The sequence below is a fragment of the Crenobacter intestini genome, from assembly GCF_004919095.1.
Taxonomy (GTDB): Bacteria; Pseudomonadota; Gammaproteobacteria; order Burkholderiales; family Chromobacteriaceae; genus Craterilacuibacter; species Craterilacuibacter intestini.
Window position 1 is genome coordinate 98,933 of sequence record NZ_STGJ01000011.1, and the last position, 17,519, is coordinate 116,451.

Annotated in this window: 16 protein-coding genes and 1 tRNA gene; 7 read left to right on the forward strand and 10 right to left on the reverse strand. The window is 65.9% G+C overall.

What is annotated here, in order from left to right; translation table 11 throughout:
- Nucleotides 1–17: 17 nt before the first annotated feature.
- Nucleotides 18–1,811, forward strand: a complete 1,794-nt coding sequence (locus E5K04_RS11025; RefSeq protein WP_136553995.1) for a methyl-accepting chemotaxis protein — start codon at nucleotides 18–20, stop codon at nucleotides 1,809–1,811.
- Nucleotides 1,812–1,981: 170 nt separating this feature from the next.
- On the opposite strand, the gene E5K04_RS11030 is transcribed toward E5K04_RS11025, so the two are convergent.
- The 3 genes from E5K04_RS11030 to E5K04_RS11040 form a co-directional block, all read right to left on the reverse strand.
- Nucleotides 1,982–2,539, reverse strand: coding sequence for a TMEM165/GDT1 family protein (locus E5K04_RS11030; RefSeq protein WP_136553998.1), 558 nt, complete (start codon nucleotides 2,537–2,539; stop codon nucleotides 1,982–1,984).
- 222 nt (nucleotides 2,540–2,761) lie between these two features.
- Nucleotides 2,762–3,220 (reverse strand): large-conductance mechanosensitive channel protein MscL, encoded by a 459-nt coding sequence (mscL, locus tag E5K04_RS11035; protein ID WP_136554000.1) that lies wholly within the window; start codon nucleotides 3,218–3,220, stop codon nucleotides 2,762–2,764.
- A gap of 139 nt (nucleotides 3,221–3,359) precedes the next feature.
- A tRNA-Asn gene (locus tag E5K04_RS11040) sits at nucleotides 3,360–3,435 on the reverse strand.
- A 172-nt stretch (nucleotides 3,436–3,607) separates the two neighbouring features.
- On the opposite strand from E5K04_RS11040, the gene ygfZ reads away from it, so the two are divergent.
- The 3 genes from ygfZ to E5K04_RS11055 all read left to right on the forward strand — a co-directional run bounded on the left by ygfZ (nucleotide 3,608) and on the right by E5K04_RS11055 (nucleotide 6,850).
- A complete protein-coding gene (gene ygfZ, locus E5K04_RS11045) occupies nucleotides 3,608–4,615 on the forward strand; it encodes a CAF17-like 4Fe-4S cluster assembly/insertion protein YgfZ (RefSeq protein ID WP_168929211.1) in 1,008 nt (335 codons plus the stop codon).
- A 78-nt stretch (nucleotides 4,616–4,693) separates the two neighbouring features.
- Nucleotides 4,694–4,999 carry an H-NS histone family protein gene (locus E5K04_RS11050; RefSeq protein WP_136554004.1) on the forward strand — a complete coding sequence of 102 codons (306 nt, stop codon included), beginning with the start codon at nucleotides 4,694–4,696 and terminating at the stop codon, nucleotides 4,997–4,999.
- Nucleotides 5,000–5,158: 159 nt separating this feature from the next.
- Complete coding sequence (locus E5K04_RS11055; protein ID WP_136554006.1) at nucleotides 5,159–6,850, forward strand: hypothetical protein; 1,692 nt, start codon at nucleotides 5,159–5,161, stop codon at nucleotides 6,848–6,850.
- A 60-nt stretch (nucleotides 6,851–6,910) separates the two neighbouring features.
- Here the strand turns inward: E5K04_RS11055 and E5K04_RS11060 are convergent, their stop codons facing one another.
- Together E5K04_RS11060 and E5K04_RS11065 are read right to left on the reverse strand one after the other, a co-directional pair.
- The gene (locus E5K04_RS11060; protein ID WP_136554008.1) at nucleotides 6,911–8,038 is read right to left on the reverse strand and encodes a M14 family metallopeptidase; all 1,128 of its coding nucleotides are present in this window, start codon (nucleotides 8,036–8,038) and stop codon (nucleotides 6,911–6,913) included.
- 125 nt (nucleotides 8,039–8,163) lie between these two features.
- Nucleotides 8,164–8,712, reverse strand: a complete 549-nt coding sequence (locus E5K04_RS11065) for a phasin family protein (protein WP_136554056.1) — start codon at nucleotides 8,710–8,712, stop codon at nucleotides 8,164–8,166.
- Nucleotides 8,713–8,963: 251 nt separating this feature from the next.
- Here E5K04_RS11065 and phaR point away from each other — a divergent pair, with 251 nt between their 5' ends.
- Together phaR and rimO are read left to right on the forward strand one after the other, a co-directional pair.
- Complete coding sequence (phaR, locus tag E5K04_RS11070) at nucleotides 8,964–9,530, forward strand: polyhydroxyalkanoate synthesis repressor PhaR (RefSeq protein ID WP_136554010.1); 567 nt, start codon at nucleotides 8,964–8,966, stop codon at nucleotides 9,528–9,530.
- A 108-nt stretch (nucleotides 9,531–9,638) separates the two neighbouring features.
- A complete protein-coding gene (rimO, locus tag E5K04_RS11075; RefSeq protein WP_136554012.1) occupies nucleotides 9,639–10,964 on the forward strand; it encodes a 30S ribosomal protein S12 methylthiotransferase RimO in 1,326 nt (441 codons plus the stop codon).
- 60 nt (nucleotides 10,965–11,024) lie between these two features.
- On the opposite strand, the gene E5K04_RS17050 is transcribed toward rimO, so the two are convergent.
- Nucleotides 11,025–11,585, reverse strand: a complete 561-nt coding sequence (locus E5K04_RS17050; RefSeq protein ID WP_328591038.1) for an S-methyl thiohydantoin desulfurase domain-containing protein — start codon at nucleotides 11,583–11,585, stop codon at nucleotides 11,025–11,027.
- 179 nt (nucleotides 11,586–11,764) lie between these two features.
- Nucleotides 11,765–12,157, reverse strand: coding sequence for an S-methyl thiohydantoin desulfurase domain-containing protein (locus tag E5K04_RS17055; RefSeq protein WP_168929212.1), 393 nt, complete (start codon nucleotides 12,155–12,157; stop codon nucleotides 11,765–11,767).
- A 90-nt stretch (nucleotides 12,158–12,247) separates the two neighbouring features.
- On the opposite strand from E5K04_RS17055, the gene E5K04_RS11090 reads away from it, so the two are divergent.
- Nucleotides 12,248–13,309: a sensor domain-containing diguanylate cyclase gene (locus E5K04_RS11090; protein ID WP_136554018.1), complete on the forward strand. Its 1,062-nt coding sequence runs from the start codon at nucleotides 12,248–12,250 to the stop codon at nucleotides 13,307–13,309.
- A gap of 23 nt (nucleotides 13,310–13,332) precedes the next feature.
- Here the strand turns inward: E5K04_RS11090 and hypF are convergent, their stop codons facing one another.
- The 3 genes from hypF to E5K04_RS11105 all read right to left on the reverse strand — a co-directional run bounded on the left by hypF (nucleotide 13,333) and on the right by E5K04_RS11105 (nucleotide 17,504).
- The gene (gene hypF, locus E5K04_RS11095) at nucleotides 13,333–15,639 is read right to left on the reverse strand and encodes a carbamoyltransferase HypF (RefSeq protein WP_136554020.1); all 2,307 of its coding nucleotides are present in this window, start codon (nucleotides 15,637–15,639) and stop codon (nucleotides 13,333–13,335) included.
- Nucleotides 15,640–15,785: 146 nt separating this feature from the next.
- On the reverse strand, nucleotides 15,786–17,126 hold the full coding sequence (locus tag E5K04_RS11100) for a dicarboxylate/amino acid:cation symporter (protein ID WP_136554058.1): 1,341 nt from the start codon (nucleotides 17,124–17,126) through the stop codon (nucleotides 15,786–15,788).
- A 129-nt stretch (nucleotides 17,127–17,255) separates the two neighbouring features.
- Nucleotides 17,256–17,504 (reverse strand): hypothetical protein, encoded by a 249-nt coding sequence (locus E5K04_RS11105; protein ID WP_136554022.1) that lies wholly within the window; start codon nucleotides 17,502–17,504, stop codon nucleotides 17,256–17,258.
- Nucleotides 17,505–17,519: the final 15 nt, after the last annotated feature.

Sequence of the window (17,519 nt, forward strand, 5' to 3'; positions counted from 1 at the left end):
AGGGGAGCGTAGATACCATGCAATTCTGGATGCGCGCGTACGAATGGGTCGAGCGGACCTTCTGGTTCACGCTCGGGCGCAAGCTGTGCAGTTTCTTCTTCGTCAGCCTGTTCCAGCTGGCGATGGTCGCCTACCTCTACTTTGCGCTGGAGGACATCCGCGCGCTGGTGGGCAGCGGGCTTTCCGGCGACGCGCGCGCCGGTGCGCTCGCCCTGATCGAGCGCACGCAGTGGCTGTCGCTCGCGACCTGGCTCCTGTGTTTCGTGCTGACCGCCTTCATGGTGTGGTATCTGCGCTACCTGATCGTGCGCCCGCTCAGGATGATCATCGGCATCTTCCGCCAGATCGCCGCCGGCGAGGGCGACCTCTCCGGCAGCATCCCGGCGACCACCTACGACGAGATCCGCGAGCTCTCCGACGCGCACAACCAGTTCCTGCACAAGATGCGCGAGATCATCGGCAAGGTGCAGGCGACGACCATCCGCATCGCGGTCGATTCGGTACGTACGCGCAATAATCTGGGCGCGTCGCTCGCGGTCGCGCGCGAGCAGGACGCGCTGACCGCCGAAGTGCAGTCGGTCAGCGCGCAGAACGCGGTCGGCATCGAGCAGGTCAGCGGGCAGACCATGGCGATCTCGACGACCACGCAGGACAACCTTGCCGTCGCCCGCGCGTCCTATCAGGAATTGTGCGAAGTCGCGCAGCGCATCGGCGAGATCAACGGCCAGGTCGGCCGATTCAGCGAGACCGTCGGCAGCCTGAACGAGCGTTCGCAGACCATCTTGCAGGTGGTCACCCTGATCAAGGACATTTCCGACCAGACCAACCTTCTGGCGCTCAACGCGGCGATCGAAGCGGCGCGCGCCGGCGAGTCCGGCCGCGGCTTCGCGGTGGTCGCCGACGAGGTGAGGAAGCTCGCCGAGAAGGTGCGTGTCGCCACCGAGGACATCTCGGGCAATATCGACGGCATGCTGAACCTGGTCGGCCGCACGCTGGACGAGACGCGCCTGATCTCGCAGGACACGGTCAACGCCCGCGAGGCGGTCGACAAGGCGTCCAGCCATTTCGGCAAGATGGTCGGCGACTTCGAGGGCGCGACGCGGAGCCTCGCCGAGATCGCGGTGACCATGGAGCGTTTCTCGGTCGCCAACACCCAGGTCAACCACAACGTGATGACGGTGCACGCGCTGAGCGAAGACGTCAGCCGTCAGCTGGGTGAATCGACGCAGGTGTCGCGCCAGCTTTCCGGCGCCGCCGAGGACGTGCAGGCGCTGGTGTCGCGTTTCGTGCTGGGCGAGGGCGCGCTCGACGCGCTGGTGGGTGCCGGAAAGGCGCTGCGCCAGACGCTGGAAGCACGGCTGGCGCTGTGGCGCACGGCCGGCGTCGCCATCGACGACAGGCAGTACCGGCCGATCGCCGGTACCAACCCGGTCAAGTACCACACCGCGTACGACGCACAGATCGAGCGCGAATTGCAGGGGCTGCTCGACGCCCTGCTCGCCGGCCACCGGGGCGCCTGCTACTGCCTGCTGGTCGACGCCAACGGCTACGCGCCGACGCATAATGCCGCCTTCTCGCGGCCGCCCAGCGGCGACGCTGCGCTCGACCTCGTGCATAGCCGCGACAAGCGCATCTTTGGCGACGAAGTCGGCCTGCGCTCGGCGCGCAACGAAGCGCCGCTGCTGATGCAGACTTACGCGCGCGACACCGGCGAGGTACTGTCCGAGCTTGCGCTGCCGGTGCGTGTCGCCGGCCGGCACTGGGGCGCGCTGCGCATCGGTTTCGACCCGCAGCGCCTGCTGGGCGACTGACACCGGCCCCCAAGCTGCCCGGCGCTTGCCGTGGCTAAGGATGCTCAACCCTGCTTGTCCCGCAAGCAGGGTTTTTTTGCGCAGAGGAAGGGCGGGGGCGCCGCTTGAGTGGGGCTGGCCATGCCAGCCATCCGGGCCCCGACGACGCCGGGGCTCTTTGCCTGCAAGGCTCAGCGCAGCGCGAGGGTGACCACGCCCAGTACCGCGAACAGCCCGGCCGCGAAACGGTGGACGACATGCTTGGGCAGCTTGTTGGCGGCGACTTCGCCCAGCAGTACGGCCGGCACGTTGGCGATCATCATGCCGAGCGTGGTGCCCAGGACGACCATCACCGTCTCGTGGTAACGGGCGGCCAGCGCGACGGTGGCGACCTGCGTCTTGTCGCCCATCTCGGCGAGGAAGAATGCGATCAGCGTCGCGCCGAACACGCCGAAGCGCTCGCTCAGGCGGGTGTCGTCGTCGAGTTTGTCGGGGACCAGCATCCACAGCGCCATCGCGATAAACGACGCGCCGAGGATCCAGCGCAGCGTGTCCGGCCCCAATAGCGCGGTGATCCAGCTGCCCAGGGCGGCGGCGCCGGCATGGTTGAGCACGGTGGCGACCAGGATGCCGAGGATGATGGGGACGGGTTTCTTGTAGCGGGCGGCGATCAGGAGCGCGAGCAGTTGCGTCTTGTCGCCGATTTCGGCCAGCGCGACGATGCCGGTGGAGAAGAAGAGGGCTTCCATGGAGGAGGGGTCCAGGGGGCTGCAGGTAGGCCATGACGCGACGGCGTGGCAGCCCCGCATGGGCACCCCGTGGCGTCATGGGTCTTGCCAGACCTGGATCAGGTTGCCGGTACCATGGCTTGCGCCAAGTCTGTTGATACCGGCCGGCGTCGCGTTCGCGCCGAGGCTACTCCCCCAGAACGGGACGCATGATATTTGAAAGCCGCATCCGCGGCAAGCGCCTCAATCGAGGGCCGATGTGCACTGCGGGCAGCGCGTCGCGGCGACGGGGACCTGCGAGCAGCAGTACGGGCAGGCCTTGGTGTCCGGCGCCGGGGCTTCGGCCGGCTTCTCGCGCCGCAACTGGTTGATCACCTTGACGAGCGCAAACACGGCAAAGGCGATGATGGTGAAGCTGATCACCGCATTGATGAACAGGCCGAGGTTCAGCGTGATGGCGCCGGCTTCCTTCGCCGCGGCGACCGAAACGTACGGGCCGGCCTGCTTGCTGCCTTCCTTCAGGACGAAGAACAGGTTGGAGAAGTCGACGTTGCCGAGCAGGATGCCGATCGGAGGCATGATGATGTCGTCGACCAGCGATTTCACGATGGTGCCGAAGGCGCCACCGATCACCACGCCGACAGCCAGGTCCAGTGCGTTGCCGCGCACGGCGAATTCACGGAATTCCTTGAGGATGGCCATTATTTGAAATCTCCGCAGGGATCAGATGCAAGATAGGGTTGAAACTTCCCTATCGTAGTGGGGCATCCGGTCTGGCGGCAAGCAAGCTTTGCACGCAGGCATGAAAAAAGCCGCGCTGGTGTGCGCGGCTTTTTGAATCTGGCTCCCCGAGCAGGGCTCGAACCTGCGACCTGCGGATTAACAGTCCGTCGCTCTACCAACTGAGCTATCAGGGAATTGGTGGAGGCGAACTATACTGGCGCTGGCTTGCACTGTCAACCCCCTCGTGCCGGCTGCCGGGTGATTGAAATGCCGGCACCCGCCCGCATCTGTGTGGCATCTTGTTTTACTAGTGCGATGCAAAGTGCGGGCGGGTTTTCCGCCGCGCGCAGACAAAGGATGGCGACAATGGCAAATCTGATCGAGGCCTGTCTTGAGGCTCTGGGCGCCCGCAAGGTCGACGGGAAATGGTTGGGGACAAATGAGGGCGGCGATGCGGGGCAGTGTGCGCCGCTTGCACATTTTGCCCTGTACAAGATTGTCGGCGAGGACGCGGAGGCCTTTCTGCAAGGGCAGCTCTCCAATGATGTGCGGCAATTGGACGGCGCACGCGCGCAATATACGACGTACTCGAACGCCAAGGGCCGGATGCTGGCAAATATGCTGCTCTGGCGAGACGGCGACGGTTTTTACATGATGCTGGCTGCCGACCTGGCTGAGCAGGTGGTACGCCGCTTGCGCATGTTCGTAATGCGCTCGCGTGTCAATTTCCAGGCGCTCGATACGCTCCCCTTGCTGCTCGACGAGCCGGGGGCGGAACGCCTGTCGACGGCGCTCGGTTTGGTAATGCCTGCCGATCCGATGCAGCAAGCCGGCGTAGATGGCGTGGCCGTGATCCGCCTGCCACACGCCGGCGTACTGGTCGTCGCTACGGAGGGTGACGGCAGGCTTTTGTCCTCTGCGCTTGAAAATAGCAAGATAGGCGTGGCGGGGTGCAACTGGGCTGACGCACGGTTTGTTGCGTCGGGGTTTGCCTGGATCGTACAGGCGACCCAGGAAGCGTTTGTGCCGCAAATGGCCAATATGGAGTTGTTGGGTGCGGTCAATTTCCGCAAGGGCTGTTACCCGGGGCAGGAAATCGTCGCCCGCATGCAGTATCTGGGTAAAACCAAGCGGCGACTGTTTCGGGTATATTCCGCCGCTGCGCTGGCGCCAGGCATGGCGTTGCAGTGCGTGGATTCTCCGGAAACGGAAATCGGTCAAGTTGCCTACGCGGCCGAATTACCCGATCAGGGGTGTGAAGCCCTGGTCGTGGTGATGGTTTCCGCTTGGGAGAAGGGAATCATTTGCGCAAGTGTTGATTCAGCTTTGACAAGGCTGCAATTGCCGTACGAAATTCCGGATTTGGAGAATTAATTTGGCGGGGGTTCTTGACCTTTTTGAAGCTGCTCGCTAATTTGTCGATATATGAGTTGTTCACCAAAGGAAACCAATATGCAGCTCGATTCGCTGTCTTATGTCGAACTCGTCCAGCTGAAAACCGACGTCGAGGCAGAAATTGCCCGCCGCGAGCAGGAAGAAAAGGCGAAAGCCCGCAAGCAGATCCTTGAAATTGCTCGCAATTTCGGTCTGAGCGTTGAAGACGTGTTGTCCAAACCGGCAGCTACCCGCAAGCCGGTCGAGGCCAAATACCGCCATCCGGAAGACGCATCGCTGACCTGGACCGGTCGCGGCCGCAAGCCGGTATGGGTGGTCGAGCTACTGGCCGCAGGCAAGACGCTGGAGCAACTGGCGATCTGATCGGACCGGGTATTTGCCAAAAAGCCGCGGCTTCGGTCGCGGCTTTTGTTTTTTACGGGCAGGCTTGACCCTGCTTAAGCTATCGGCAAGCGAAGTTGCTATCATTGACACGGGATTTGTCTATCATTGTCGGGGTATAAGGGTAATGGAGGTGGCATTTTGAGTAAGCTTGATTTCCTGTCGTTCGGCGCCGCAAAACGCAAGGCCGGTGATCCGTTCGGCGGAGCGCAGGCGGCCTCAGACTGGTACGAGGAGTGGGCGCCCCAGCAAGGCGGCTCGCTCGTCGAAGCCTTGTGCGCCCGCATCGCGCTGTTTAGCGCTGAAAGCGCGAATGCAAGGCTGGGGCTGGCCGAGCTCGAGTCGTTGCTGGCGCTCAACAGCCTGTCCTGGCCGCAGTTGCAGGCCGTGCGCGCACAATATTTGCTCAATAACCGGATGCCCCGGGTGCTCGAAGAGCAGTTGCGCGTACAAATTCTCCGCTATGCCGAGGTGTTCAGTACCGCCTACCAGCGTTTCTTTTGTGCCGACGCGCTCGCAGACGCGTCGGTGCGTCCCCTGTTGCCGCTTGCGGTGGCGCGGGTGCTGGCGTTCCGCGCCGACCACGCCTTGTGGCTGTATTTCCGCCATTTCTCGCCCGACCCCGTGTTCTGGCTGAACGTCAACCAGTTGTACGCATGGGCCGAGCGGGCCGGGCTGGAAAGCCTGCCGCTGGTGCTGTACGACGACCGTGCCGGTACGACGATCCAGGACGAGTACATCGCGCTGCTGATGACGGCGCTGCTTGACGCGGGCAACCTCTCTGCACGGCAGGTCTACGCCGCGCACCAGCTTGCCTTGAGGCTGGCCAACCGTACCCATCTGCTGAATGATCCTGCCGAAGCAAGCTTTATGGTTGATCTGGCCCGCGGGGCGCCGCCTGCGCGGCCGCGTGCCGGCGGCGCGCAGGGGCAGCAGCGCTACTGGCGGACGGCCGATATCTGCGAGCCGATGAACGCGTGGCGCATCGTCTACGACAGCGGGCGCATGCCTGACGAATTGCGGCGGCTGAATATCGACGGACTGGACGGCGGCTTGCTGCACAGGCTGGTGCACGAGTGGGCTGATCGGCCGACCCCCTACCAGCGGGCGGACCGCCAGTCGGTCAATGGCCGTTCTTTCGAGGTTGCGCATCGCCTGGCGGTGTTGCACAAGCTGATCCGCCAGCCCGACGAGGTACGTGCCAAGCAGGACGATGCATCGTTCGACGACGCGGGTGCGCTGCGCATTTACGGCTTTGTCACCAGCCGCAGCCGGTTGCGCCAGGCGCCTGCCTCGCCGGCTGCGGAGGCGACGGCCACGCTGGCCGATAGCTTGCCGACCTGGCATGTCGAAGACCAGAGCACGACCGGTCTTGGCCTGTCGCTGGCCTCGACCGGCAGCGAGTGGGTCAACCTGGGTTCGCTGATCGGCTACCGGGAGGCGGACACGTGGGGGTTGGGGATCGTGCGCCGCATCAAGCGTCCGGCCCCGGAGAAGCTGTTTGTCGGGCTGGAAATCGTCAGCGAGCGTCCGGTCGCGGCTTCCTTGCGCGCCGAGGATGGCCGGCCGGTGGTCGCCGAGACCCAGATGCCGGCCGAAAGGGTGTGGCAAGGCGGCGAGATCGCGCTGTTCGTCGGTTGCGTGCGCGAGGGGCGCAAAGTCAACGCCCTGATCCTCGCCAGCGCCTCGTACGCGCTGGGCAAGCAGCAGTACATGTCGGCGCGCGGCAAGCATTTCCTGATCGCGCTGGGGCGGGTGCTGGAGAAGGGCGCCGACTGGTGCCTGTGCGAGATCGAGCTGATCCGACCGGTCGAAGCGCTGCCCAAGCCCTGATCCGCTAGCCGTCCAGTAAAAAAGCCACGCGAAAGCGTGGCTTTTTGGTGTGCCGAATGCTTAGCGCAGGTAGCGCAGCACGGCGAGCATTGGCGTGAGCAGCGCCTCGCCCAGACGCAGGCTGCGCTGTGCGCTCCAGCCGTAGTCGTCGTCCGGCAGGTTCGCGTTGTCCTTGAACGGCATCTCCAGCGTGAAGGCGAGGCAGTTGAATTCCTGGCCGACCCACGCGGTTGCCCACGACAGGTCGGCGCTGCCTTGCTCGCGCTTCGGGTAGCCCACTTCGTCCTGGAACTCCGGGCACGCCAGCTGGAACTGGTCCTTGAAGAGGTCCTCGAGCATCTCGATGTGTTCGCTGTACGCGGGCACGCCTTCGGTGCCGGCGACGAACACGTAAGGCAGGGCCTCGTCGCCGTGCAGGTCGATGAAGAGGTCGACACCGGTTTCCCGCATCTTTTCGCGCACCGCGAGCACTTCAGGGCTGCGCTCGGCGGACGGCGCGTTCCACTCGCGGTTGAGGTTGGCACCGACCGCGTTGGTGCGCAGGTTGCCGTGCACCGAGCCGTCCGGGTTCATGTTGGGGACGATGTAGAAGGTCGCAGCGTCGAGCAGCAGGCGGCTGCTCGCGTCCTGCGGGTCGAGCAGGCGGTTGAGCAGGCCCTCGACCGCCCATTCGGCCATGGTCTCGCCTGGGTGCTGGCGGGCGATCACCCAGATCTTCAGGTCGGACTCGACCTCGTGGCCGATGGTCAGCAGGTCGATGTCGCGCCCTTCCGCGGTCGAACCCAGGCTGCCGACCTGGCACAGGCCAGAGCCCTGCGCCTGGCCGACCAGGTTCAGGTGCTGCTCGTAGGAATAGGGCTCGAAGTACGCGTAGTAGACGCTGCCCGACAGCGGGACATGCTCGATGATCAGCTCGCCGTTCTCGAAACGGGTCGGCACGCGGAACCAGTTGCTGCGGTCATAGGAGGCGACGGCCTGATAGTCCTGCCAGCCTTCCGGGTAGGTGCATGCGGCCGCGTTGAGAAAACGCAGCGTGCACGGCTGGTACGCCGCGCCTTGCAATCGGAAGTAGAACCACTGGGCGAAGGAGGCCGCGTTGTCCTGGCGGATTTTCAGCTGGATGTCTGAAAAATCGTCGCACTTCACGACTTCGACGCTGCCGGCGTCGAACTGGCTGCTGATGTTCATCCGGATAAAACCTCGGGCGAAAAGACGGGTATAAACGCCAATTGTACTGCCTGCGCGCGTCCGGGGGCACCCCGCAAGCAAAACACCCTGCCGTCGGCAGGGTGTGCGGGAGGACTGGGGGGCGATCAGGCCGAGCGCTTGCCGCCGGCCTTGACCGCTTCGGCCGTCACTTCGGCCGCGTTCTTGACGCTGCTGTCGGCGAACTGCACCACTTGCTGCGCGCTCTTGGCGACGCTGTTGAGCGTCGCGGCGGTCGCGGCGATCGAGGTCTTCACCGCGTTGACGGCGACGTCGCTGCCGGCCGGCGCGTCCTTGGCCAGCGTCTCGATCTGGCTGATCAGGCGCTTGTTGAATTCGCCCATGCTCTCTTCGGCCAGCTGGGTCAGCGCGCCCTGCGTCTGCGAGACCAGTTCGTAGTAGCCGCGCGCGTTCGCCACGCCCTTCTCGACGGCGTCGCCGGCGAGTTCCTTGAAGCGCTGCGACGCGCCTTGCGCGTCGGTGCAGCCCGACAGTTCACGCGCGAAGCGTGCGTTGTCCTCGAGCGACTGCTTGGACAGTTCGAGGTTGAATTTCACCAGGCGCTCGGTGCTGTCGAGCGTGATCTGGGCGATGCGCAGGGCGGCTTCGTAGTTGCCCAGGGAGAATTTGCTGATCTGTTCGGTCGTCGCGTTCATGATCGTCCTTTGCCGTTCGGGGTTGGATTTGGTCACGGAAGTCGCCGCCCGTTGATCCGGGCTGTCTTTGTCTACAAGGCAAGCTGTTGCGGGATGGGATGGTGCTGTGCACAATCGAGTTTCAATCTATCACGCAGTGCAGCATGCGGCTAGAAGTCTTGCTCTAGAATGTTGTTTTTATGCTAAGGTAATCGTGCGCGTACATTATTGGGCCAAGGGCACTGCACTGCGCAATCAAGGGGGAGAGACCAATGGACACCGAAAAACGGGTCATCAAGAAGTATCCGAACCGCCGTCTGTATGACACGGCGACCAGTTCCTACATCACGCTCGAGGACGTCAAGAAGCTGGTGCTCGAGAATGTCGAACTGCAGGTGGTCGATGCCAAGACGCAGGAAGACATCACGCGCAGCGTGTTGTTGCAGATCATCCTCGAAGAGGAGGGCAACGGCTCGCCGATGTTCAGCTACGAGGTGCTGACCCAGTTCATCCGTTTCTACGGGCAGGCGATGCAGGGCATGATGGGGCCCTTCCTCGAGAAGAACCTGGAGATCTTCGGCCAGTTGCAGAAGAAGATGCAGGAGCAGAGCCGCGCGCTGTACGGCGACAACCCGAACCTGGGCTCCAACCTGTGGGGCGAGTACATGAAGTTCCAGGGGCCGGCCATGCAGAACATGATGTCCAACTACATGGAACAGAGCACCGGCATGTTCCTCGACATGCAAAACCGCATGCAGGAACAGACCAAGCAGCTGTTCGCCGGCTTCTCCTTCCCGACCCCGCCTGCAGGCGGCAAGGACAGCGACGAAAAGCGCTAGCGGCAAGCTTACCTGCGCCAAGGTTTTCGTTTATCATTCAGCGCCTTGTTTCCATAAGCGGTCGGGTTTTTCCCGGCCGCTTGCGTTTGAATGTTTGCGGACCCGCCCATGTCTCAATCCTCCCCAAAAGTCGGCCTCGTCAGCCTCGGTTGCCCGAAGGCGCTGGTCGACTCCGAACTGATCGTCACCCGCCTGCGCTCGGAAGGGTACGACATCTCCCCGAGCTATCAGGGCGCCGATCTGGTCGTCGTCAATACCTGCGGCTTCATCGACTCGGCTGTCGCCGAGTCGCTCGACGCCATCGGCGAAGCGCTGAACGAGAACGGCAAGGTGATCGTGACCGGCTGCCTGGGCGCGAAGGGGGACGTCGTGCGCGAGGTGCACCCGTCGGTGCTGGCGGTGACCGGCCCGCACGCGGCCGACGAAGTGCTCGAGCATGTGCACGCGCACCTGCCCAAGCCGCACGACCCCTTCGTCGACCTGGTGCCGGCCGCCGGCGTCAAGCTCACGCCGCGCCACTACGCTTACCTGAAAATTTCCGAGGGCTGCAACCACCGCTGCACCTTCTGCATCATCCCGTCGCTGCGTGGTGACCTGGAAAGCCGCCCGGTGGCCGACGTGCTGCGCGAGGCCAGTAACCTCGCGCGCGCAGGCGTCAAGGAGCTCTTGGTCGTCTCGCAGGACACCTCGGCCTACGGCGTCGACGTCAAGTACCGCACCGGCTTTCACGACGGCCGCCCGGTGCGCACGCGCATGACCGAACTGGTCGAGGAACTCGGCCGGCACGGCATCTGGGTGCGCCTGCACTACGTCTACCCGTACCCGCATGTCGACGAGGTGATCCCGCTGATGAAGGCGGGCAAGGTGCTGCCCTACCTCGACATCCCGTTCCAGCACGCCAGCCAGAAGGTGCTCAAGCTGATGAAGCGCCCGGCCAACGTCGACAACGTGCTCGCGCGCATCAAGCGCTGGCGCGAGGAATGCCCCGAGCTGGTGATCCGCTCGACCTTCATCGTCGGCTTCCCCGGCGAGACGGAGCAGGACTTCGAAGAGCTGCTCGCCTTCCTGCAAGAGGCCGAGCTTGACCGCGTCGGCTGCTTCACCTACTCGCCGGTCGAGGGCGCGGTGGCGAACGAGTTGCCGGGTGCGCTACCCGAAGAGGTGAAGGAGGCACGCCTGGCGCGCCTGATGCAGGTGCAGGCCGAAATCAGCGAGCGCCGCCTGGCGCGCCGCGTCGGCGAGGTGATGCAGGTGCTGGTCGACGAGATCGACGACGAAGGTACGGCGATCTGCCGCAGCTACGCCGACGCGCCGGAAATCGACGGGCTGGTGTTCGTCGAGGACAGCGCGGGCATGACGGTCGGCGAATTCGCGACGGTGCGCATCGTCGAGGCCAACGAGCACGACCTGTGGGGCGAGCGCGTCGCGCCCTGAGCGGTACGCCTGACCGAAAAGGGGCTGCCCATGCGGGCGGCCCCTTTTGCATGGCGCGTCCTAACCGGCCTTGAGCTGCGGCGCCTGGCCGAAATAGCCAAGCTGGGCCAGCACCTTGGCAAAGCCTGCGGCCAGCGTCGGGGTGCGCAGGATGGGCGCTGCCGGTAGCCCCAGCAGGCTGATGCGCCGGCCCAGATGGCTCGAGCGTGCCTGCGTGCCGGCCGGACGGATCTCGCTGTTGGAGAGCGGGTGTCCGTCCGCGGTCAGCCAGGCGAGCGCATCGGGCGCCGCCGCCAGCGGGGCGGCGCTGCCCTCCGTGTAGGCGATCAGGTTTTCGTTGACGGCCAGCACGTGCACGAGGGTGCCATCGTCCGTGCGGAGGGTGACCTGCAGCCGGTCGAAGCCGCCTTGCTCGTCGACGGTGACCGCGCTGATTTCGCCTTGCGCGAGCAGGACGAGCTGCCCGTCCAGTGCCTGGCTCGCCGCAGCCACCGCGTCGCCGCCCTCCTGCTGCACGCGCTTGAGCGCCGCGCCGACCCGCAAAGCGCGGCGCACGCCGCCCATGACCGAGGCCCTGGCCAACTGCCCGGGCGTCAGTGCCCAGGTAGAGAAGGCGCCCACGCTGCCGAACAGGCTGTTGCCGTCGTCGTCGGTCGCGGTCAGGTTGGCGCGTACCAGGCTGTCGGTCTGGCCCGCACTCGGCGCCGTCAGGGTGATGCAGAGCCCGCTGTCACCCGTTGCCGGCTGGTTGGCCAGCAGGAAGGGGGAGGGGGGCGCGGCCAGGTTGAAGGCGGCGAGGTTCAGCGTGGGCAGCGCGCGACCAGCGGCAGCCCCGTCTGCGCGGCGACAACGGCGGGGATCAGGCTGTTCATCGCGCCGATCTCGGCCGGCAATACCGCGCCGGGTGCTTGTGCCAGCAGGCTAGCGTAGCGCGTGAAGGCCAGCAGCGGGGCGGCGGTGAAGTCCCCGCCGTGGCTGGCAGCGTTGGGGGCGCCGATGCCGGCGACGCAGGCGGCCAGGGTGTCGGCCGGCAGGTCGTCCGCTTCGGCCAGGGTCACCGGCCGGCCCAGTTCGCGCAGGTAGTCAAGCAGGGGCGCCGCGCCCGATAGCGGCCCGCCGCCGCCGCCGCCAAGCAGGCAGGCGCCGAGGGCGAGCTGTTCGAATTCGGCGGGACCCAGGGTTTTGGTCGTCACGATCGTCTACTCCAGTTTTTATGGCGAGAATTCATTCTATTTGCATTAAATGATGGCAAAATGAATTTTTGACCACCCGCCCGCCTGACCGTGTCGCCTATTGCCTCGTCGACCCCTGCAGCCTCCGCCGGCTGGATCCGCGTCCTGCGCCGGCGCTTCCCCGCTTTCGAGAGCCTGTGGCTGGAGTTCCCGGATAACGTCTTTCTGATCGCCTGCGACCGGGACGGCGAGTTCCTGCTGGCCGACTGCAACCCGGCGCAACAGGCCTTTATCGGCCTGCCGGCGGCGGCAACGCAGGGAAAGAGGGTGCGCGATCTGGTGGCTGAGCCGTACCGGGAGACGGTGCTCGAGCGCTACCGGCAATGCGTGGCGACCGGCAAGCCGCTGATCTACGAGGAGAGCGGGACGGTCGAGGGCGGGGGTGCGGTGCATTACTGGATGACCCTGCTTGTGCCGGCCCTCGGTGCCGACGGGCGGGTGGAATTCATCCTGGGGGTCAGCCGCGACGTGACCGCGCTGCACCAGGCCGAGGAAGTGTTGCGGCGTGCCAACGAAGAGCTAGAGCAACGCGTGGCGATGCGTACGGCCGAGCTGGAGGCCGCCAACGCCCGGCTGCGCCAGATCGCGATGTACGACGCGCTGACCGGTGTCTTCTCGCGCGCGCACTTCTTCGAGCAGGGGCGCGACGCGTTCCGCCTGTCCGGCGAGCGGGACGAGCCGCTCGCGGTGCTGATGCTGGACATCGACCATTTCAAGCGCATCAACGACCGCTGGGGCCACGCGGCGGGTGACGACGTGCTGCGCATGGTCGGCGCCAAGCTCGCCGCGCTGTTCGGCGCGGGCGACCTCATCGGCCGCTGCGGGGGGGAGGAGTTCGCGGTGATTCTGCCCGGGGGGAGTGCCGGGCAGGCTTGCGAGCTGGCCAACCAGGTGTGCGAGGCGATCCGCTCGCACGCCTTCATCTGGCAAGGCGTCCGCATTCCCTGTTCGGTCAGCATCGGGGCCGCCGAGCGGCAGCCCGGCGACGACACCCTGGAAGCGTTGCTGCACCGCGCCGACCTGGCCTTGCTACAGGTGAAGGCCGGCGGCCGGGACGGCTACCGGCTGGCGACAGAGCCCGCCCCGGCGGCTGCGGCCGGCCTGCCGGGGTAGGCGCCGCCTGAGCGCGCCGCCGCTCAGGCCTTGGGGCGGGCGGCCTGCAGGCGCTCGCGGGCGACCCAGGCCTGGCCGAGGCTGAGCCCGCCGTCGTTCGGCGGCAGCGCGATGGGGCGCAGCACGCTGAGGCCGGCCGCGCTCAGCTTCTCCAGCAACAGGCTCATCAGGCGGCGGTTGGCGCAGCAGCCGCCAGCGATGGCGACGGTGCCCAGGTCGGCCTGGCGGGCGGCCTGCACGGTCCAGTCGGCGAGCGCGGCGGCCAGCGTCGCGTGCCAGAGGCTGGCGATCGCGCCGGCGTCGTCCCCGAGCGTCAGCAGGTGGCGCACCAGCGGCGACAGGTCGAGTTGTCCGTCGGCGATCTGCCAGCCGCCTGCGAGCGGCGCGCAATCTTCCGCCATTTCCTCGAGTTTCTGCTGGGCCTCGTTGTCGAAGCGCTGCTCCTTGCACAACCCTGCCAGCGCAGCGATCGCGCCCGTCCACAGCGCGAGGCTGCTGGTCTGCCAGCCCTCGAACGGCCTGCCCAGCTGCGGCGCAAGCGCCGGCCATGCCGGGTGGCTGCCAAAGCGCTGCCGGGCCTCGGCGTCCTCGCCCATCGCGCACAACAGGCCGACCGCCATCAGCCACGGTTCGCGCACCGCCCGCGCGCCGCCGATCAGCGGTAGCGGCGCGAGCTGGCCCAGCCGCGTGAATTCGCCGCCCGCACAGCACAGCAACTCGCCGCCCCATGCCTTGCCGTCGTCGCCGAGGCCGACCGCGTCGAGCGCGAGGCCGAGCACCGGCCCGCTGCGGCCGTGTTCGGCGAGCACCGCGCCGATATGCGCGTGCTGGTGCTGGACATGGATCAGCGGGACGCCGAAGTGGCCGGAGAGCTCCTCGGCCAGCTCGCTCGGGTAGTGGCTGGGGTCAAGGTCGCAGGCGATCGCCTGCGGCCTCACCGCGGTCAGCTCGAGCAGGTGGTGGCAGACTTCCTCCATCGCCTGGCACGACAGCGGGTCGCCGACGTCGCCGACATGCTGGGAGACGAAGGCCTCGCGCCCGCGCAGCACGGTCAGCGTGTTCTTCGCCGGCACGCCGGTTGCCAGCACGTTGGGGCCGTCGCCTTGCAGTAGCACCGGGTCCGGTGCGTAGCCGCGCGCGCGCCGGTGCATCAGCGTCTGTCCCTCGTGCAGCGCGAGCACGCTGTCGTCGCAACGCACCACGATGTTGCGGTTGTGCAACAGGAAGACGTCGGCGACCTGGTTCAGCCTTTCGCGCGCCTCCTGGTTGTTGGTGACGATGGGCTCGCCGGATGGGTTGGCGCTGGTCATCACCCACACGCGGTCGCTCGCCTCGTCGCGCCAGGCGTTGCCTTGCGGGCGGCCGAGCGCCTCGTGGAACAGCAGCCACTGCATCGGCGTGTACGGCAGCATCACGCCCAGGGTAGAGAGCCCCGGCGCGACGCCGGGCAACAGCGCGTCGATGCCTTCCTTCTTGTCAAGCAGCACGATGGGGCGCGACACCGACGCGAGCGCCTCGGCCTCGGCGTCGCTGACATGGCACAGTCTGCGCGCGGATTCGACGTTGAGCACCATCACCGCCAGCGGCTTCTGCTGGCGTTTCTTCTGGCCGCGCAGCCGCTCGACCGCGTCGGCACGCGTCGCATCGCACACAAGGTGGAAGCCGCCCAGCCCCTTCATGGCGACGCTGCGGCCCATGCCGAGTATCTGCAGGGCGCCTGCGATCGGGTCGCCCTTGAGCAACTGCCCGAAGCGGTCGGTCAGCATCAGGCGCGGCCCGCACTGCGGGCAGGCGTTCGGCTCGGCGTGGAAGCGGCGGCTGGCCGGGTCTTCGTACTCCTCGCGGCACGCCGGGCACAAGTCGAACGCCGACATGCTGGTCTCGGCGCGGTCGTAGGGCAGCGAGTGGGTGATGGTGTAGCGCGGACCGCAGTCGGTGCAGTTGGTGAACGCGTAGCGGTAGCGGCGGTCGCTGCCGTCAAAGAGTTCGTCAAGGCAGTTCGGGCAGGTCGCGATATCGGTCGGGATGCGCGCGCCGCTGGCCTTGCCCTGGCTGTCGGCGATCTCGAACTGGGTTTCCATCTCGATGAGCGGCAGACGCGTCTCGTCGAGCGCGTCGACACGGGCGAGCGGCGGCAGGTGCAGGGTCAGCGCGCGGCGGCACGCGCGCAGCTGCTGGGCATCGCCCTGCAGTTCGACGTCGACGCCCGCGCCGGTGTTGCGGACAAAGCCGGTGAGCGGGTAGGCCCTGACGGTGCGCCACACATAGGGGCGAAAGCCCACGCCCTGAACGCGGCCACGGAAGGTGAGTCTGATTCGGGTAGCGGTCATCGGGCGTTACTCGTGATTAGTTTATTATTAAACGTTTATAATTGCACGATTTGGGCTGTCGGGGTTTGATAAAACGCAGGGTTTGTGCATTCCTCACATGACAAAAGCCCGCCGTGCGGGCGGGCTTTGGGGGCGGTGAGGGCCGATCAGCCTTGGCGGGCCGGGGAGAGCGTCAGCGTCTCCAGCGCCTCGTCGGCGACAGTTTCCGGCTCGTCCGCTTCCAGCTCGGTCTCGCCGTCGAGCACGCGCTGCATGCGGACGGTGTCGAGCGCCCCTTCCCACTTGGCGACCACCACGGTGGCGACGCCGTTGCCGATCAGGTTGGTGATCGCGCGTGCCTCGGACATGAAGCGGTCGACGCCGATCAGCAGTGCGAGGCCTTCGACTGGCAGCTTGCCGCCGAGCGTCGCCAGCGTCGCCGCCAGCGTGATGAAGCCGCCGCCGGTCACCGCCGCCGCGCCCTTGGACGTCAACAGCAGCACGCCCAGGATGCCCAGCTCCTCGGCCAGCGTCAGATCGACGTTGGTCGCCTGCGCGATGAAGATCGCCGCCATGGTCAGGTAGATCGAGGTGCCGTCCAGGTTGAACGAGTAACCGGTCGGGATCACCATGCCGACCACCGGCTTGGCGCAGCCAAGGTTCTCCAGCTTGCTCATCATGCGCGGCAGCGCGGTCTCGCTCGACGAGGTGCCCAGCACCAGGATCAGCTCTTCCTTGATGTAGGCAAGGAACTTGATCAGGCTGAAGCCGTGCACCTTGGCGATGGTGCCCAGCACCACGAACACGAAGGCAAAGCAGGTGAGGTAGACGCACAGCATCAGGAAACCCAGCTGCTTGAGCGAGCCGATGCCGTACTTGCCGATGGTGAATGCCATCGCGCCGAAGGCGCCGATCGGGGCGAGCTTCATCAGCATGCCGATGATGCCGAACAGCGCGTGCGAGAACTCGTCGAGGATGGAAACCAGCGGCTTGCCCTTGTCGCCCAGGCGGGTCAGCGCGAGGCCCAGCAGCACCGAGAACAGCAGCACCTGCAGGATCTCGCCGCCAGCGAAGGCGCCAACCACGGTCTCGGGGATGATGTGCAGCAGGAAGTCGACGGTGTTCATTTCCTTGGCGCCGGCGGTGTACTTGGCGATGCTGCCGGCGTCGAGCGTGGCCGGGTCGACGTTGAGGCCGGCGCCCGGCTTCAGCACGTTGACGACGATAAGGCCGATCACCAGCGCCAGCGTGGTGACCACCTCGAAGTAGAGCAGGGACTTGAGGCCGACGCGGCCGACTTCCTTCATGTCGCCCATCTTGGCGATGCCGACGACGACGGTGGTGAAGATGATCGGCGCGATCATCATCTTGATCAGCTTGATGAAGGCGTCGCCCAGCGGCTTCATCTTGGCGCCGGTTTCGGGCATGAAGGCGCCCAGTGCGACGCCCAGCGCGATGGCGAGCAGGACCTGGAAATACAGACGGGTGTAAAGCGGCTTGTGCGGCATGATGGGTTCCCTGAACGAGTGCATCCGGTCTTCTACGGACCATGACAAGATGCTAGCTGCCGCACGCTAAGTTCAGCCATTGCGGAATTCCCGATTGGGGAAAACCGCAATGTCAGGCCGGCGGGGTGTTCAGCCTTGCGCGATCAGCCGTGCCTGGTCGTAGCGCTCGCCGCCCATGTCGAGCTCCTCGCCTTCGTGCCAGCGCGACGAATCGCCCTCGGCGATCCACCAGAAACGGCCGCGCTCGTCCAGGTGCACGAACACCGACCCGGCCGCCGTCTCGTCTTCCAGCTCTTCGATCGAGCGCATCTCGCCCGTCGCGTACGTCTCGAAAGCGCCGCGCGCCTCGTTCCAGATCCAGTGTCTCGTCTTGTGCATGGCAATCTCCGGCAA

Excerpts from the sequence above, each read along its gene's own strand:
- E5K04_RS11025 (WP_136553995.1), top strand. The coding sequence starts at position 18 with ATGCAATTCTGGATGCGCGCGTACGAATGGGTCGAGCGGACCTTCTGG.
- E5K04_RS11030 (WP_136553998.1), bottom strand. The coding sequence starts at position 2,539 with ATGGAAGCCCTCTTCTTCTCCACCGGCATCGTCGCGCTGGCCGAAATC.
- mscL (WP_136554000.1), bottom strand. The coding sequence starts at position 3,220 with ATGGCCATCCTCAAGGAATTCCGTGAATTCGCCGTGCGCGGCAACGCA.
- ygfZ (WP_168929211.1), top strand. The coding sequence starts at position 3,608 with ATGGCAAATCTGATCGAGGCCTGTCTTGAGGCTCTGGGCGCCCGCAAG.
- E5K04_RS11050 (WP_136554004.1), top strand. The coding sequence starts at position 4,694 with ATGCAGCTCGATTCGCTGTCTTATGTCGAACTCGTCCAGCTGAAAACC.
- E5K04_RS11060 (WP_136554008.1), bottom strand. The coding sequence starts at position 8,038 with ATGAACATCAGCAGCCAGTTCGACGCCGGCAGCGTCGAAGTCGTGAAG.
- E5K04_RS11065 (WP_136554056.1), bottom strand. The coding sequence starts at position 8,712 with ATGAACGCGACGACCGAACAGATCAGCAAATTCTCCCTGGGCAACTAC.
- phaR (WP_136554010.1), top strand. The coding sequence starts at position 8,964 with ATGGACACCGAAAAACGGGTCATCAAGAAGTATCCGAACCGCCGTCTG.
- rimO (WP_136554012.1), top strand. The coding sequence starts at position 9,639 with ATGTCTCAATCCTCCCCAAAAGTCGGCCTCGTCAGCCTCGGTTGCCCG.
- hypF (WP_136554020.1), bottom strand. The coding sequence starts at position 15,639 with ATGACCGCTACCCGAATCAGACTCACCTTCCGTGGCCGCGTTCAGGGC.
- E5K04_RS11100 (WP_136554058.1), bottom strand. The coding sequence starts at position 17,126 with ATGCCGCACAAGCCGCTTTACACCCGTCTGTATTTCCAGGTCCTGCTC.
- E5K04_RS11105 (WP_136554022.1), bottom strand. The coding sequence starts at position 17,504 with ATGCACAAGACGAGACACTGGATCTGGAACGAGGCGCGCGGCGCTTTC.